The 16,493-nt window shown below is 63.8% G+C and carries 11 protein-coding genes; 5 read left to right on the forward strand and 6 right to left on the reverse strand.

Annotated elements, in window-relative coordinates:
- Genes tagF through M1D44_RS20510 form a run of 5 tightly spaced genes read right to left on the reverse strand, consistent with a single transcriptional unit; the run spans window position 1 to window position 7,653 of the window.
- Entirely contained in the window at window positions 1–996 is a 996-nt protein-coding gene (gene tagF, locus M1D44_RS20490) for a type VI secretion system-associated protein TagF (protein WP_024978964.1), read from the reverse strand.
- The gene (gene tssM, locus M1D44_RS20495; RefSeq protein ID WP_316852291.1) at window positions 993–4,952 is read right to left on the reverse strand and encodes a type VI secretion system membrane subunit TssM; all 3,960 of its coding nucleotides are present in this window, start codon (window positions 4,950–4,952) and stop codon (window positions 993–995) included. The genes tagF and tssM overlap by 4 nt, the downstream gene beginning before the upstream one ends.
- Window positions 4,953–5,004: 52 nt before the next feature.
- Window positions 5,005–6,489 (reverse strand): hypothetical protein, encoded by a 1,485-nt coding sequence (locus M1D44_RS20500; RefSeq protein ID WP_316852292.1) that lies wholly within the window; start codon window positions 6,487–6,489, stop codon window positions 5,005–5,007.
- 11 nt (window positions 6,490–6,500) lie between these two features.
- Window positions 6,501–6,770, reverse strand: coding sequence for a PAAR domain-containing protein (locus tag M1D44_RS20505; RefSeq protein WP_024978961.1), 270 nt, complete (start codon window positions 6,768–6,770; stop codon window positions 6,501–6,503).
- 25 nt (window positions 6,771–6,795) lie between these two features.
- Entirely contained in the window at window positions 6,796–7,653 is an 858-nt protein-coding gene (locus M1D44_RS20510; protein WP_316852293.1) for a M15 family metallopeptidase, read from the reverse strand.
- Between the two features lie 261 nt (window positions 7,654–7,914).
- On the opposite strand from M1D44_RS20510, the gene M1D44_RS20515 reads away from it, so the two are divergent.
- The 5 genes from M1D44_RS20515 (at window position 7,915) to M1D44_RS20535 (ending at window position 14,268) form a co-directional block, all read left to right on the forward strand.
- Window positions 7,915–8,673: a hypothetical protein gene (locus tag M1D44_RS20515; RefSeq protein ID WP_316852294.1), complete on the forward strand. Its 759-nt coding sequence runs from the start codon at window positions 7,915–7,917 to the stop codon at window positions 8,671–8,673.
- A gap of 149 nt (window positions 8,674–8,822) precedes the next feature.
- On the forward strand, window positions 8,823–11,888 hold the full coding sequence (locus M1D44_RS20520; RefSeq protein ID WP_316852295.1) for a type VI secretion system Vgr family protein: 3,066 nt from the start codon (window positions 8,823–8,825) through the stop codon (window positions 11,886–11,888).
- Between the two features lie 25 nt (window positions 11,889–11,913).
- The gene (locus tag M1D44_RS20525; RefSeq protein ID WP_316852296.1) at window positions 11,914–12,963 is read left to right on the forward strand and encodes a DUF2515 family protein; all 1,050 of its coding nucleotides are present in this window, start codon (window positions 11,914–11,916) and stop codon (window positions 12,961–12,963) included.
- The gene (locus tag M1D44_RS20530; RefSeq protein ID WP_316852297.1) at window positions 12,960–13,895 is read left to right on the forward strand and encodes a hypothetical protein; all 936 of its coding nucleotides are present in this window, start codon (window positions 12,960–12,962) and stop codon (window positions 13,893–13,895) included. Before M1D44_RS20525 ends, M1D44_RS20530 begins: the two co-directional genes overlap by 4 nt.
- A gap of 97 nt (window positions 13,896–13,992) precedes the next feature.
- On the forward strand, window positions 13,993–14,268 hold the full coding sequence (locus M1D44_RS20535; RefSeq protein WP_112187778.1) for a hypothetical protein: 276 nt from the start codon (window positions 13,993–13,995) through the stop codon (window positions 14,266–14,268).
- Between the two features lie 49 nt (window positions 14,269–14,317).
- On the opposite strand, the gene fliD is transcribed toward M1D44_RS20535, so the two are convergent.
- On the reverse strand, window positions 14,318–16,354 hold the full coding sequence (gene fliD / locus M1D44_RS20540) for a flagellar filament capping protein FliD (protein WP_316852298.1): 2,037 nt from the start codon (window positions 16,352–16,354) through the stop codon (window positions 14,318–14,320).
- Between the last annotated feature and the right edge of the window lie 139 nt (window positions 16,355–16,493).

Raw genomic sequence — 16,493 nt, forward strand, 5'->3', positions numbered from 1 at the left:
TCATTCTCCGATGAAGACTTCGCGGAAGGTATCGACCGCCACGCGCAGCGAGAGCTGCGGTTGATCCAGGTAACTCACGAACTTGGCCAAGCCGTAATCTCCGCTGACGTGCTGGTCGACCCATTCCGGATCGTCGATGTTGATGTTCTGTTCGGCATACGCCAGCGGCGACATGACGCTGTGCAGCGTGCGTGACGAGGCGCCGTTGAAGCCGATGACCAGTCGCTCGGTACCGTTGATATCGCCGAGGAACAGCGACAGCTCGAAGTCCGCCCGCTGCAGGAAGCGCGACACCAACTCCAGCCAGAAACTTGCCACCAGGCTGCGATAGAGCGGGTCTGCCGGCAGCGGCAGCGTGAGCCCTTTCTCAAGCCGCGACGAGCCGTTCGCCATCACGGGTTGCAGCAGCGTGCCCAGCGCCAGCAGGGTGCGGCGCAGGCGGATGTTATGGCCCTCCGAGCGCAGCATCTGCTCCAGGCCGGCAACGGTCTGGAAATCGATGAAATCCGAAAAACTCGCGTCGTGCGACTGCGTGCTCGTGCCGCCCGTCCCGGTCTCCACGCCGTGCTGACCTTCGGCGAGGAGACGCAAGCCCTCTGTGGCGTCGGTGGCCGTGCCGAGCGAGATCATCTGCTGGCCGGCGCGTGTCCAAAGGCGCGCCAACGCAATCGGGCTGCGCGCGATGAAGTTGATCGGGCGATCGACTTCCATGGCCGCCGCCGTCAGGAACGGAAAGCGGCGCGATGACAGATCACTGCTGGCCATGAGCGTGCCCGCGATGGCGAGCTTGCTCTGCGAACCGAGAAACGCAAACTGCACCGGCTTCCAATTGTCGTAGGTCGTCTTCCAATCCGGGGCTTCGGCCAGCAGTTCCATGCCTTGCGCCAGCCAGCGGTCGAGCGTGTCGAGCAGTTGGACGTTGTTGGCGCTTTTGACGAAATCACCGCGCGACGGAAGCTTCCCGAAGTACGAAAGCTGCAACTGGGTCTGGCTCATTGCGCCGTCCCTCCTTGCTCTTCCGTGATGCTGCGGCGTGCGGCCTGCGTTGACACCGCCGCTTGCGCCGCAGGCGGCGTGCCTGCGGGCGCTGCCGGGGCGGGCGGTGTCAGCGTGTTCTGCGGTGCCGATGCATCGGCAATCGACGTTGGCAGGCGCAGGCCGCGCAGGCCCTGGCCTTGCGGCGAATCCGATGCGGTTGTGCCGGCGGTCTGCGGGCTGCTGATGATGCGCAGGCTGATCGATACCGTCAGGTTGTCCTTCGTCCAGGACAGATCGAACGCGCCATCCGGACGACGCTTGCGTTGTGCCGTGGCAATCAGGCGCTCCAGGCCAAAGCGGCCGGGCTCGTTGAGCAACTCCACCGTACGGCCGTCAAACGTGGTGGCCGTCACGCGCGCGCCCGGCGTGCCTTGCGGATTCGGCCAGACGAAATTGGCCCACTGCGGCGGCGTGTTGCGATAGCGCAGTTGCTGGCCATCGATCTCGATCGTGTACTCGGTCGCGCCTTGCGATGGCACCGGCAGGATCTGGAACACCGTCTGCGGTGCTGCGGCTGCCGCACCGCCTGCACCACCGGCCGCACCGCCCGTGAGCGGCGCGATCCAACGCGTGAAGCCTGTGGTGAACTCGGGCACAAAGGCAATGCCGAGATCGCCCCAGGTGCGGGAGGCGATCATGTCGCCACGGCGCACCGACAGCGGACCGATCGTCGTGCTGGCGAACTTGGCAATCGCGCCGTCCGGGCCAAACACCTGGCCGATCTCAGCCGCGCTGGCCTCGATCTTGGCGTTGGGCGCAAACGGATACTTGTCTGCCAGCGTGGTGGCGAACGGCTGATACACCTGCGCGTTCCACACCTTGTTGACTTCGGTCGTGGCTGGGCGGATCGCCACCGCATACGACTGCAGCAGCGGACGCACCAGCAGCGGACGCAGCGTGGCGCGCTCGCTGTCGGTCATGCCGGTCAGCATCTGCTCATCCACGTACTTGAGCGTGTCGGCCAGTTCCGAGCCGTTGCCATCCAGTGTTTGCTGCATCAACTGGCGCGCACCCGGCCCCGGGTCACCCTGGTTCTTGATCTGGTTGAAGCGCGTGCGCACCTTGGAGAGCGAATCCATGTAGCCGCGCAGCAGCGATTTGTCGTCGCGCATGACAACCACGCGCGCGAGCCCAGAGAACTCCTTGCCCACCGGGCCCATCGGAATGGCGCCGGCTTCAGCATTGCCGCCCACGTCCACGTTGACGTTCACCTGCGACGGCGTCTGGCGCGCGAACAGCTGCTTGAACCAACCCAGCACGCCGGTCTTGGCTTGCTTCAGACCGGCATTGAACATCGATGGGTTGTCCCACGACGTCTGCTCGTATGCGGTGTCGAGCACCTTGCGGATCGGCGAGTTGGTCGGATCGCCCAGCAGGTTCATGCCGGTGACGGCCTGATCGAAGCTGGTGAAGTCCTGGATCGCCACGCCTTGCATGAAGCGTTGCCATTCGCGCGCGTATTCGGTCTTGTACATCGTGACCAGCGCCTTTTGGATCTGCTCGGGGCTGCCTTCCAGCGTGAGGTCGTCGCGCGCGGCAACGTTCAGCACCCAGTCCTTGGTCTGCAGCTCCTTGTTGGCGGCTTCCTTGATGGCGGGTTGCACGTAGCCGAACCACGCTTCCTTGGTGAACGTGCCGGGCACGGCGTAGCTGCCGGCCACCAGGCCAGCGCCGGTATCGCCAACAATGCGTGCGACCGTCATCGGAGCGTAGCGCGTGGAGGCGCGTGCCTTGATCTCGGCATAGGCGCGTTCGCGTGCGGGCATGCCACGCACCACGCGGCGCAGGTTCTCACGCGTCTGGTCGACCAGCGAGAGGTTGCCTTCCAGCAGCGGCCAGTTGTCGTCGTTTACGCGGGCGAGGAAGAACGACAGGTTGCGCTCCGCCGAGCGAATCATCTGCTCGCGCGGCATGTTGCCCCGGTTGTCTTCCAGCCAACCGCGCCAGAAGCGCGTGATCTGATCGGTCAAGTGTGCGACTTCCACGTGGCGCTTGTCCGATAGCATCAGGTACGTTTTGAGCGCGTTGTAGCCGTCTTCCACGTTGGTGGGGGAGGCGTCGGTGTAGCGCTTGGCGCCGGTCGAAGCCGTGGCTTGATTCGGTGCGGCAGGCGCACTGGCGACCGTACCCGATGCGCCCGACACACCCGATGCGCCACCCAGGGTGGCGGTGGCCGTCGTCACGGACGTGGTCATCACTGCACCGGTTTCCGGCGGCCGCACCATCGGGGCCAACTGGTCCGGATGCGCGTTGACTTCTGCCAGGAAGGTTTCGATTGCGCCGCCCACTGGCTTCAGCATGACCTGGCGCAGGCCGTTGTAGTACTCGTCCAGCAGTTTGTGCTGGAGCGTGTCGCCCTGGTACAGGCCGAGCGACAGCGCGAGCGGATGGTCGGTGCGATACCGGTCAAGCTGTTCGATACGGTCTTGCAGGATGTCGAGTGCCTCCAGGCGGGCCTGCAGGTCCCCCCGGTTCTGCTGCATCTTGACGATCTTGTCGAGGTCGGCCTGCACGTTGGCAGTGAGCGTGCGGTTGCCCATGTACGACCACGTCCAGCCGCCCAGCATCACGCCCAGTGCCAGCACGAGCGCAAAGAACGTGGCGATGCGCAGTCGCGTCTTAGCGGGGCTGGCAAACTGCCGCACCGTCTGCCTGTCGGCAAAGATCACCTTCGAGAACAGGTCGCGCAGGAAGAAGCCGTTCTTGGAGAACACTTCGCGGGTGCGCGCGGCGCCATCGGTGGACAGGCCAAAGCGGCGCGCAATGCGCTCGGCCGATACGCTGTTGGTGGCACCTTCCTGCAGCGCGCTGGTGAAGTAGAAGCCGCGGAATACCGGCTTGTACTGGAACGGATTCTCATCGAACAGCGTCATCAGGAACGCACGCAGCGTCGGCTTGATCGATGCGAACTCCAGCGGGAAGCTCAGCAGCCCCGGCGAGAGCTTGTTGTTCCGGTGCAGCGCGATCTGCGCCACGCTGATCTCCTTCAGCCCGTCGCACAGCTCATCAAAGCGCTGGTCGAACACGGCCGCCACGTCCGGCTTCGAGTCCGGCTCGAAGGGCAGGGTGGCGCCCCATACGCGGTCGCGCTCCTGCTTCTCGCTGTCGCCGAAGAATTCGGTAAAGCCGGTGATCAGGTCGGCCTTGGTGAACATGACGTACACCGGGGCAAACACTTCCAGCCGTTCGGTCAGTTCCTGCACGCGCTGGCGCAGGTTCTTGGCCAGGTTGATGGCGAATTCGGGGCGGTTTTGCGTGAGTTCCGACACGCTCACCGTTACGACGATGCCGTTGATGGGCGCCTTGGGGCGATAGCGCTTGAGCAGGTCCAGGAAGCCGAGCCATTCGCGGCGGTCTTCTTCGTGCACCGAGTAACGGCCGGCCGTGTCGAGCAGGATGCCTTCGGTGGTGAAGAACCAGTCGCAGTTACGCGTGCCGCCGATGCCCTGGATGACAGCGCCGCCCTTGTCGGCAAACGGAAACTGCAGGCCGGAGTTGAGCACGGCCGTACTCTTGCCCGCCGCCGGGTTGCCGATCACGATGTACCAGGGCAGCTCGTACAGCGCTGCGCTGCCGGACATCTGTCCGAGCTTGGAGCGCTTGATGGTCTTGACGGCTTCTGCCAGGCGCACGCGCAGGGCTTCCACTTCTTCACGCTTGTCTGGCGTGGCCGCCTTGTCGGTGGCGGCTTGTTCAAGCACGCCCTCCAGCTTGTTGCTGGCCTGACGCGCACGCCAGCGCTTCCACAGATACGTCAGCAGCCACAGCACGAGCAGCACGCCTAGCGCGACGCCGACCCAGACCAGGCCAACCTCAAAGGTCTGCGCCATCAGGAGCAGGAAGATGGTCAGCACGATCACGCCAAGAATGGACAGCGTGCGTGAGTTGGTCAGGAAGTTCAGGAAGCGTTGCATGTTGCCTTCGGCTCGGGAACAGACAGAATCGGAATCGAAATCAGGAACAAGGTCACGTCAGGCTGGGCACCACCGCGATGGCGCCGCGCTGCTGGATGTCGTTGGCGGTAATGGCCAGTACCGGCTTGCCGGTCTGCTGGCTCAACTGGTGTGCCACCACCACCGAGAGCAGCGGGCCCGCAGCGCCCACATAGCCGCACGGCGTGCCAACCGGCAGCAGATCCGCAGCCAGGTCCAGCGCAGGAAAACGTTCGGAAAACACGCGTGCCACCTCGACGGTGCGCACAGGGTGCATGCCGGTGTCTGAGACAACGCCGGCAATGGTGATGGGGTCGGCAGCCGAATCGCCCTCGGCGGTATCTGCTTTCTCAGCGGGCGCTGTGTCCTGCTTGGCCTTGACCGGTGTGGCGGCCAAGGTATCGAGCACGTGGCCAACTGCATCACCCAGCGCCTGCAGTTGCGGCTGGCCGCGATCCGGCGTCGGCGATTCAAGCCGCGCCACACCAGCGCGCGTGATCGTGAACGACTCCGTTGCAGCGGCGTCGCCTTCCAGCGCAGGCGGCAGCAGGCTTTGCGCCATGGCCGGCCCGCACAGCAGCACGCCCGCAGCGGCTTCGCCCGGCACGCGGCCGTGTTGGCGATTGGCTTCGAACAATTGCTCTTGCTGCATCAGTTGTTCGACGGCGCTGGGGCCGACGAGTGAATCCGCCACCACCACCATGCGCAGCACGCGCTCATCGTTGGCGCGGTTCACGCCTTGGGTGGCGCGATCGAGCAGCAGCAGCGCGTCGGCATCGCCCTTGGCGGCGATGGGCTCAAGCGTCAACCGGTCTGCCGGCCAGATCAACGCGATGCGTTGGCGCAGCCAGCCATCGGCGGCGGCTTGATGCTGCGGTGTCCAGTCGCGCGGGAGCAGGGCGGTGATGATCAGTCGCGTGGTTTCCGGGGCGGTCGTTTCCGGAATCTGCGCAACGGCACGTGCGGCCAGCTCTTCGGCCACCTGGCCTGCAAGCAAAAGGGCGCGCAGGCGTTCGTCCAGCCAGTCGACGTCAGGATGGTGCTCGGCTAGCTCGGCGCGCAGGTCTTCGATGTCGACGCCTTCCACTTGCGCAGCAAAGATCGGCTGACCAAAGCCTTGGACATCGGTCAGGCCCGGTTGCGTGTTGGCTTGCACTGCGTCCACCACCGATGCCGCATCACTGCCCGCAGGCGCGCGCAGGGCACTGGCCAGCAGCACGGCGCGCCATTGGCGCGTGGCATCTTGCGGGTCGGCGGCCTTTGCATCAGCGCCTGTTGCGGACGGTGTGGCGGCTGCCAGCTCGCGGCCCGCGACCACATTGGAGCGAATGCCATCCAGCGCGCGCTTGATGACCCAATAGCCGACGATCATGCCCACCGGCAGCAACAGCAGGTAGGTGAGGATGTCGGCGGTGGTCGGCATGCGGTTGGCGGACTGCCACCACACAATGACGGCAATCCACACCACCACGAAGACAGCGAGCAGCGTCAGCCCGGACCGAAAGAGTCTTGCAACCATGTCGTGCGCGTTCAGATGCTGCCGGTGTTGCCCTGGCTGGACAGGAGCGTGGCGCCGCACGCGGTCTTGTCGCCATGGCGCGCCGCCTGCTTGCCGTCGATGATGACGTTGGGGTCGCCCGTCACGATGACGGTCGTGCCGCCGTGGCCGTTCCGCGGGCACGTCACCTTGTCGCCCACGCAGGCGATGCCCTTGCCGCCGGTGCTTGTGTTGCCCGATGCGGTGATCACCACGCCGCCGTGGTCCGTCTTGTCACCCAGCAGGATGAAGGGCCGTGTCATTGCATGCTCTCCATGTGTCCTATCGTTATTGTCTTGGTGCGGGCTGTTTGCCGAGCACGCCCTTGCGGCGCAGCTCCACGTGGCCCAGGTCCATCATCTTCCAGCGGCCGCCCCACACGAGGCCGACCGATTCCGCCGTCTGGCCGTACAGCTCGTAGCCGCGCATCGCCCACGGGTCTTTCTCGCTGATGACCAGCTTGCCGTCGCGGAAGAACGCGTTGTCCGCCGCCAGACCGTACTGGTGATAGCTCTGGAACGCCGTGGCCTGCGTGACGTTGCTGCCCATCGCCGCCAGCTTCACTTGCCGCTCGGGGCTTCGGTAGCCTTCGAGCAGCGCCATTTCGTAACCGTGTTCGTCGCGCATGATCTTGTAGACGAGCAGCAAACGCTGGCGGAAGTCCGCATCGAGCAGATTCCAGTCGCGGCTCGCATCGCGGATGGCCGGCCGGACCTGCTCCACTTCACGCGTGGTGAATACCTCGGGCGGCAAGGGCGGCGGCGGGATCAGCCGTTCGCCATTGAGCAACGCCGAGATGTGCGGATCCGGCTCGCGCACCTGGTCGTCATCGAACTCGAACGACTGCTGCTCGCGCAGCGCCAGCGCCAGCATGGGCGGCACCGACAACACACCCAGCGCACCGAGCAGCAACGTCCGCCGCCGTACCACGAACTGCTTGAACGCCGACACCCCCGACGTCGCGTTGTCCACCGACTCGCGCAACGACCCTGCCGAGCGCGCACCCACTACCGCAGCCCCCGTGCTCACGCGCCGCCACTGCGCACGCAGCAACGCCGCGCAGCGCTGCCGTACCGACGGCAGCAGTAGCACGGCAGCCACTACCACCATGGCAACGAAGTAGAGAACAAGAGCGACAAAAACCATACCAACCTGCGGAGCGTGGGCGCCTACGTCAATTCATTCAGATTTATATCTGTATTTAGAGGTCTAAATTATTAATAAACGGTAATAATCAAGCGCTCGCCACGCAGAAATATTAAGAAACGATAAAGAAAATACTGCAACCTACGTCAATCATTTGTCTTTCAGCAAGGCCAGACTTAGAATCAGCAGCCACCACCGGAATCGGCGCTTGTTTGTAATCCATACGTTCGCCGCGCATTCTATTTCAATTCTGGACCCGTGATGAGTAATAACGGCGATTTGAAACAAGAAGGGCCCCCAACGCTCTTCAATTCTGAATCCGAGACCGATGAGGCCGGGCATACGCGCATTCTGGCGAGCCTGGAAGGCCGCGTCGCGGCCAGCGGCAAGGCACCGAAAAAGTCGGGGCAGCGCTATGGCGTTGCCGCGGCGGTCGTCGTGCTCGCCGCCGGTATCGGCGCATGGATCGTGCTGAACCCGAGCGGCGAACCTGCCCCCGCCCAGGTGGCTGAACAAGCCGCGCCAGCGGCTGCTCAACCACCTGCAGCCACGCAAGCGGCGGCCGCGGAAACCGCTCGCACGGCCGCTGCGGCGCCTGTCGCTTCTGCAAGCGAGCCCGTGGCGGAAGTGCAGGCCGCCACCATCGTCAACGTTCCGGCGGGCGAAGACGGCGCAACCGAGAAGAGCGACAAGGCGTCGGTTGCAAGCGTGCCCGCCAAGGAAGCGCATGACGAGACGCCGGCCACGCACACCCTGGCGGCAAAGTCTTCAAGCACCCCGGCGAATACCGACGAAGGCAAGACGGCAACCGCCAAGCTGGTGGCCAAATCGACCAATACGCCATTTAAGGCGCTGCAGCAGCCAACAAAGCCCAGGGCGCAATCAACCTCCAAAGCCGCCAAGAATCGAAAAGGCGGATTGGCCCCCGATGATCCTGACGCCGATCTGCTGGCGGCATTGCTTGCGCCGCAGAATGCTGCCAATAAGGCAGCCAATCCAACCACTTACAAAGGGCAATAGCCGCCCGACTGCCTGGTTGGTTATTTTTACAACCAGGCAATTGAGCGGAGGCGGTTGCAATGCTCGACATTGCGCTGCCTCGTAAATGCCCGCGCTGGTTTCACGAAATCGCCCCGTGATACGCCACGCGTTGCAGCATCGGACAGCGAATGGACGCCACGACCCTTCTTCAGAACCTCTTCGCACCAACACGCCGCCTGTATACGCTGGAAGGCGATGGGCCGCTTGCGGACCTTGCGGTGGAAGCGTGGCTCGGTCGGGAGGCGCTGTCCGAGCTGTTTGAATGGCGCGTGGTGGCCGTCAGCGCCAATGCGCGCATCGCGCTCAAATCGTTGCTGGGACAGCGCGTCACGTTGGTCACGACGCTGGCCGACGGAACGCAGACCAAGCGCACAGGCCTGATCCGCTTGGCCGAGAAACTTGGCGCGGATGGCAGCCTTACGCGCTATCGCCTGACCGTGGTGCCCTGGTTCTGGTTGACCACGCAGCAGCGCCACAGCCAGGTGTTCCAGAACCGGCCGCTGCCGGACATCATTGAACAGATGTTGTCGCCGTACGAGCCATATGCCTCGTGGCGCTATGCGGCCGGTGCCGAAGCACGCATGGCCGACTTCGGTACACGCACGCACATCGCCCAGTTTCGCGAGACCGACTATCACTTCGTCACGCGCCTGCTGGCCGAAGCGGGGCTCGGTTTCACCACGGTGGAAGACGATCAGGCGCACGGCGGCCACACGCTCGTGATCTTCGCCGACAGCACACAACTGCAGGAAGACGCGGAATCGGCAGCGGCGGACGGTATCCGCTTCCACCGCGCGCACAGCCTGGAAGAGCGCGACGCGATCCAGCAACTCGCTTGCCATAGCCGCACCACCGTAAGTGGCGTGGCGGTGGCCGCGTGGGACCCGGAAGGCAAGCAGAACGCCCGTGCCCATGCACCCGCGCGCTTCGCCACCAGCGCGGGCAGCCCGGATGCGTATCTGTCGATCAGCCCGTCGCTCGCACCCGATTCCGCCAACGCCCAGCGCATTGCCGAACAGGTCATGGAAAGCCTGGAGGCGCGCGCGCTGCTGTTCTCGGGGCGTGGCACGGTGCGCACGCTGCGCAGCGGCACGCGCCTGCAGGTGGTGGATTGCCCGCACCTGCCGCAAGACGTGGAAGGCGCCTATCCGCTGTTGATGGATCTGGTCGAGCACTGCGGCATCAACAACCTGACCGTCGATACGCACAACGCGCTCAGCCAGCGTTTGGGCGGGCTCGACGCCGCGCTGGAATTCGATACGCCGCCCAGCGCGCCGGAGTCTGGCCCTGGCGTCTTCGGTTTTCAGGAAGCAGAAGGCCCCGTCGAGCGCAACGCCCCAACTGGCGATCTGATGAAGGCGGCACGCACGCATGGCTACGCCGGAATGTTCCGCGCAAGCGACGCTCGTCGGCCCTGGCGCCCCGCTGTGACAGAACCCGATTGCGGCCGCCTCTACGCGGCACCCACCGCGCAAGGCGTGCACAGCGCCATCGTGGTCGGCCCGGACGGCCAGACGCAGGCAGGCGGAGAGGGCGAACACCACGCCACCCCCGCAGGTGAAATCCGCGTGCGCTTCCCTTGGCAACAAGGCGAGCGTGCGGATGACCGCAGCACCCGCTGGGTGCGCGTTGCGCAGCGGCAAGCAGGTTCCGGCATGGGCTGGCAATGGCTGCCGCGCATCGGGCAGGAAGTGCTCGTCAAGTTCAGCGAAGACGACATCGACCAGCCCGTCGTGATCGGCTCGTTGTACAACGGCCAGGGCGAGGCCGGCATTGCACCCACGCCGGGCGGGCAGGGTGCATCTGACCAAAGCGACAGCACAGCCCTTTACAAGCAAGGCAGCGACAGCGCCGCAAGCGCACAAGGAAACGTGGCCGGCGGCCACAGCCCGGCGTGGCACGGCATGGGCACGGAGGCCGAAGGCCACCGCAACGCCGCCGCCCACACCGGCTTCAAGAGCGCGGAACACGGCGGCAGCGGCTACAACCACCTCGTCTTTGACGACAGCGACGGCCAGTTGCGTACGCAGCTCGCTACCACGCAGCAATTCAGCCAACTCAACCTCGGCCATCTCGTCCATCAACAAGACAACCGGCGCGGCAGCTTCCGTGGCCAGGGATTCGAGTTGCGCACCGATGGCCACGCCGCCGTGCGCGGTCAGGCCGGCCTCCTGCTGACCACCTACCGCGATGCCAGTAACGGCAAAGCCGTGCCCACCGGCGACAACGTGGCAGGCATTGCGCTGATCAAGCAAGCCAAGGAATTGACGTCATCGTTGGGCCAAGGCGCGGTCACGCACCAGACTGCCGCACTCGACACCGCCAAGAACGACGATGCCCCGCTTGTCAAGCAAGCCAAGGCGGTGGCCGGCATGGTCGACGGCAAGGCGCTCGACGCTGCCAAGCAAGACGCCAGCGCAGGCAACACGGCCACGCAAGGCAAGGTGCCGCATCAGGGCGAAGCCATCGCGCATCTTGCAGGCCGAGCGGGCCTCGTCATGGTGGCCGGGCAAGACCTGCAGCTCGCCAACGGCGAAAGCATCGCGCTGGGCAGCGGCCAAGACACCAACCTCGCCGTCGGCAAGCAGGCACGCATGCACGCCGGCCACGCGATCGGCGTGGCTGCCGGTTTGTCAAAGGCGGGCGACAACAACATCGGCCTGCAACTGACGGCCGGGCAAGACAACATCGACGTGCAAGCCCAGCACGACGTGCTCAAGCTGATGGCCAAGCAGGACCTGAAGCTGGTGTCGGCCAATATGAATGTGGATTTTGCGGCCGCCAAGCGCATTCGCATCGCCACTGCCGGCGGGGCGTCGATCACGCTCGAAGGTGGGAACATCACCGTGGAGTGTGCGGGGCCGATTACGTATAAGGCGGCGCAGCGACAGTTTCAGGGGCCGGTGAGCAAAACCGTTACCGCTGCAGGGTTCCCGACGACATCGTTCGGGCTCTATGATGAAACCTTCCGTCTGCTGACCCCGAACGGCAAACCGATGCGGCCTACGCCATACCAGATCACAGCTGCGCAGGGCGACGGGCACGAATCCAAGACGCAATCCAATACGGGCGGCACCCCCCGCATCGGTACGGAGGCTCCGCAGCAGCTACGTTTCTCGCTGTTGTGGCACGAGACCGAGGTGGATGAGCATGCTCACACTGGCGGCCCCGAACAAGACGTCAGCACGACATAAGCTACAAGGACATCAAGCGCGAGCCATGAGCGATGAAACAACCGTCACCGCTATCACCAACGATCGACCAGACAGCTGCGTCGATGTGAACTGTCAATGCCCGACGATGTGGTCGCTGGCACAACAGTTTTGCTATCTGCGGCTGTCTAACCGCAAGGGCGAGAAAAGCAACCGCCTTATCAACTTTTTTCCGGCCCGGGCTCGGCGTATCGCCGCCACCTATGCACGCCTCTACCTTGAGCAGGAGGAGCATGGAGACCCAAGAAAAAAGGGACGCTACTACTGGATGGCGCTCGGTGCCTTTGCCAGCAAAACAGTGGCATGCTCGTTGGAGACCCTGCAGTTGTCGACCCGGGCGGTGGGCGATACCGTGCGTACGGGGTTAGGCAAGGGTAACTTCTGGCTGTTCAACGATATTGCTGCATGGCACTGGTATCACAACTTCGATGCCGACTCGTTCGACACCTGCTTGCAAAAGCGCGACGTGGACACCTACGTGGACAAGGTCAAGGAGCAGTTGCACAAGATGCCGTGGGCTGGCGAGGCGCTGCCTAAGATCAAGAACCTGCGGTGGACGCCAGAGGTCAAAGAGGCGTTCGATAAAGTCAAAGAGTTTGACGGAGCCACGAGCGACGTGAAGCGGCGAGATTTCCAGTTCAAGAATCTCATGGCGCTGGCCCGCCATGAACAAGGGAACATCTTGCAGCCGCTGATCTACAAGGATTCGGATTTCGCTTGGTGGGTAAAAGTACAGCGAGGCGGCGCCGATGTCGGTAAATGGACGTGGGGTCATGCGGTAGGCATCGCCACCAGTTGGATGGCGCCCAAGCTCAAAGTGGCTTTCGTGGCAGCGTGCGATACCGACTTGCCGGCGTTTGAGGACGTCGCTCCAGAGAACACGAAACTGGAAAACTACGATAGCCGCATGAAGTGGATTGGCCTGGTTGCAGACAAGTTCCACGGCCTGATGATTAAGGACCCGCGCGGAATGGAAGCGCAACTCTCGACCATGGCCGGCTGGGTTGGCACGCCCGACAGCGTGCGCTATCCCGACGAAACAGCCCCTGCACGATGATGGTTCGAACACGCCGCACGGTTTCGTGCCTTCTCGCAACGCTGGCCGCGCTCCTGCTCATGGGGTGCCAGCCTTCCTCCACCAGCAAGTCATCCAGCAAAATAGTGATGCCGCAAAGTATTGAGATTGAGATAGGCGAGTCGCCGCAGGCGCTCATTGGCCGCTATGGCAAGGCCGTGGATGTTGACAACAAGAATGAGCAGGCCTACGGCGTGACCTTCTATGCGGTGGATTGGCCCGACAGCTCGCAAGGTACGGTCGTCATCAAGAACCAAAAGAGCGAGGTGCGCCTGGACACCGCCTTGGGTGTGTCGGGTTCGTTCGACAAGGCCCACGCTGAAGAAGGCATCTATGACTACAGCATCAGCCTGGGCATTCCGCCGCGAAACAACGTTACGCACGACCAGGCGCGCCTGCAGTTCTACGAAATGCTCAAGCGTATCCAGCAGGCTGGCTGGAAGCGGTGGATATACCCGGAGAATCCGCGGTTGGCAGGTGCTGAAGCCTTCCGCTATCGGCTCGTGAAAGACCAAGGGGTGGATTCACTGGACCCGGGCTATGTGCCGGGCCTGGAAGACTGGATGAAACTGCCCGACATGACCTCGTGGCGCTTTTATCTCAACGGGGTTTATATGGACATACAGATGTCCAGAGACTCGACGCGCATGAAGGTGGATGAGCCGGGCGCGTACTTCGTCAAGATCAAGCTAGAGGGCTACGCCAACTTCTGGCGCAATGCGTTCAATGAGCAGGACCGCCCACACTGGCGCGACCTCTTTCCCGGCCTGCAACGCCAGATGCGTGCCGAGCGTGCCAGCTCCGAGCAAAAGCTGAAGGCTCAGGGCTACAGCATTGACACCAGCTACCACAACCCGGACGAGACATCCGGTGATCAGCCCATCTCGCCGCCCGCGAAGACTGGCGCGAAATGATGGTCGGGCGCGGATGCTTGCAGGTCACTCGCGCGCGGTGACACGGTATGCCTCATGCGCTCGCATTTCCACTTCCTAAGTCAGTCAACTCTCTCACATGAACCTGCAATACAAACTCGCCGCAGCCCTCCTAACCACCGCCTGGATGAGCGCAGGCATCTGCGCCCAGCACACCTCCACCGTGCCGGCCCCGGGCAATGCCCCGCAAAGCGGAATCAAGAAAACCGTGCACGCCAAGAAGCACGGTAAGCGAGCCAAGGTCGCCCGCGCGCGTAAGAGCGCTCCGTCAGCACGTGACGGCGATGCGGAAGTACTCGCCCAGGTGCTGGGTTCGGACAACAAGAATCCGTTGTGGGGAAAGCCGCAGCAGTAACCATGCAAATGGCTGCGGCGGATGCGCACTCAAGGTGCGGTCAGCGCGATCAGCCCGCCGTCCGCTGCTTCTGCAATAGCGCCAACTGCGTCGTCAGGTAGTTGCTTGTGTTCGTCATGCTGGCCACCACCTTCGACAGCGCATTGAACTGCGCGTAATACAGCGCCTGCTTGGCATCGAGCTGCTTCTGCATCCGGTCGATCTGGTTGCCGATCGAGGTGATGGAGCTGTTGATGGCGTCGGTGGCGTTCTGCACCATGCCGTTGCTCGACAACAAGTTGCCCGACACGGTGTGCAGTTGCGCCGCGTAGCCGCGCTGCACGGTGACGGTGCCGCGGTCGCCCAACGCACCGCCCGTGACTTGCACCGTCAGGCCATCTACTGCGGAGCCGCTGGCGCCGTACAGGTTCTGGCCCGAACCCGTGGCGGCAGCGCCGTTGATGGTGCCTTGCACATCGCGCCCGCCGGTGGCCGTCGGGCTGCCGCCGAGCAGCGACGCTGCGCCATTGCCCGACACAGACACCGTGGATACCGATCCGTATTGCTTGTCGGTCAACGTCAGCACGCCGTTGGCATCGGCGCCGATGGCGATTTCCACCTTCGCTCTCTGCAGGTCAGGCGATGCGTTGATCTGACTCTGGATCTGCGCGGCCAGGCTCGACGGGGTGTAGCTGCCCGCCGGCACCTTGATGTTGGTCGTAATGCCGCTGAGCGTGACCGACAGGCTGTCGTTCACGCCGCTCTGGATGGTCGTGTTGGCGGCCGCCGAGCCTTTCAATGCGCCCTGCGTGGCCAGTTGCGTGACGTTGATGGCATAGCTGCCGGCCTGCGTGGTCGTTGAAAACGACGAGACCTTCAGCAGCGAATCCGTTGCCGTGCCCGTGCCGGCAAACAGCGCCGCCACCTGGCCGGGCGATTTCTTCAGCGCGGCGGTCAGCTTGGGGTCGTCAATCGACAGCGTGCCTTCCTTGTCCATCGTCACGCCAATACTGCCGAGCGACTGGAACGCGCCGTTGCCGATGCCCTGGCCCAGCACGTCGGTCAGCTGGTTGATCATCATCTTGGTGCTGACGTCGCCAGCCAGCGCGCCGTTGTTGGCGGCGTTGGCCGTGTCGAACTTGGTCAGCGCGTTGAGCTGGATGCGCAGCGCGTTGTACGCCTTGACGAAGTTGAGCACCGACTGGCTGGCCTGGCCGGCGTCGCTGCCGACCGTGACGGTCGTGCTGCCCGTCTTGGCCAGCGTGAACGACGTTCCGTCCACCACGTCCGTCAGCGTGTTGGTGGCGCTCTGCACGCTGATGCCGTTGACGGTGGCCATGGCGTTGCGGCCCGTGGCGACCTCGGTCATGTTCTGCGTGCCGGCCGGGTCGTGGCTCAGCAGCGATTGCAGAGCAGGGTCGCCGGAGACGGAAATCTTCATCTCCGAATTGGCGCCGCCTGCGGTGGACGTCAGCACCAGCCGATAGGGCGAATTGCTGCCGTCGTTGACGATGCTGGCCGAGACGCCCACGTTGGCGCTGTTGATGGCGTCGCGGATGCCCGCGAGCGTGTTGTTCGACGGGTCGATGGTGATCGAGCCGCCGGCCTGGTTGCCGTTTTGCGTGAACGTGGCGCCGGTGTATTTGCCGTTGGCAAAGCTGCCGCCCGAGACGTTACCGAATGAAAACGTGAGGGTGGTGGGCGTGCCGCCGCCAATGGGCGTCTTGCTGGATGCCTGCCCGTTGGCCGACAGCACCTGCGCCTGCGCAAGCTGCGTCACGTTGACTTGATACGTGCCGGCGGGCGCCGTGTTGGACAGCGAAGCCGTGAGGATTGACGTGTCGTGCCCGCTGGCCTTGTTGCCGGTGAACGTGTCCGGGTTGTTCAGGGCCGCCATCGCTGTCTGGAAGGTCGCCAACGCGCTTTTGAGCGAGCCGACCGCCGACAACTGCGTCTGAAAAGCCTTCTGCTGCGTCTGCCGCAGCGTCATGCCCTTGCTTTCCGCCTGGATCAGCTTCGTGACAAGGCTGTTGACGTCGATGTTCGTACCGATGCCCGGAACCGAGATCGGCGGAATGTAGTTGTTGCTTGTGGACGAAGTGGCCATGGTCGGACGCGCGCAAACGCTTTCTTCACAATCTCCACAATGTGACGGCAGCGCAGCCCGGTTCTTTAGGGCAAACCCTGCTCGGGCAGGCTTTTTTGCCGGTTTGCTCAGGAAAGCGAAAGAATTGCCCGCGCCACAC

The organism is Ralstonia sp. SA306, from assembly GCF_054792405.1.

Coding starts and splice junctions, on each gene's coding strand:
- M1D44_RS20510 (WP_316852293.1), bottom strand. CDS start 7,653: ATGGTTTTTGTCGCTCTTGTTCTCTACTTCGTTGCCATGGTGGTAGTG.
- fliD (WP_316852298.1), bottom strand. CDS start 16,354: ATGGCCACTTCGTCCACAAGCAACAACTACATTCCGCCGATCTCGGTT.
- tagF (WP_024978964.1), bottom strand. CDS start 996: ATGAGCCAGACCCAGTTGCAGCTTTCGTACTTCGGGAAGCTTCCGTCG.
- M1D44_RS20535 (WP_112187778.1), top strand. CDS start 13,993: ATGAACCTGCAATACAAACTCGCCGCAGCCCTCCTAACCACCGCCTGG.
- M1D44_RS20530 (WP_316852297.1), top strand. CDS start 12,960: ATGATGGTTCGAACACGCCGCACGGTTTCGTGCCTTCTCGCAACGCTG.
- M1D44_RS20525 (WP_316852296.1), top strand. CDS start 11,914: ATGAGCGATGAAACAACCGTCACCGCTATCACCAACGATCGACCAGAC.
- M1D44_RS20520 (WP_316852295.1), top strand. CDS start 8,823: ATGGACGCCACGACCCTTCTTCAGAACCTCTTCGCACCAACACGCCGC.
- M1D44_RS20505 (WP_024978961.1), bottom strand. CDS start 6,770: ATGACACGGCCCTTCATCCTGCTGGGTGACAAGACGGACCACGGCGGC.
- tssM (WP_316852291.1), bottom strand. CDS start 4,952: ATGCAACGCTTCCTGAACTTCCTGACCAACTCACGCACGCTGTCCATT.
- M1D44_RS20500 (WP_316852292.1), bottom strand. CDS start 6,489: ATGGTTGCAAGACTCTTTCGGTCCGGGCTGACGCTGCTCGCTGTCTTC.
- M1D44_RS20515 (WP_316852294.1), top strand. CDS start 7,915: ATGAGTAATAACGGCGATTTGAAACAAGAAGGGCCCCCAACGCTCTTC.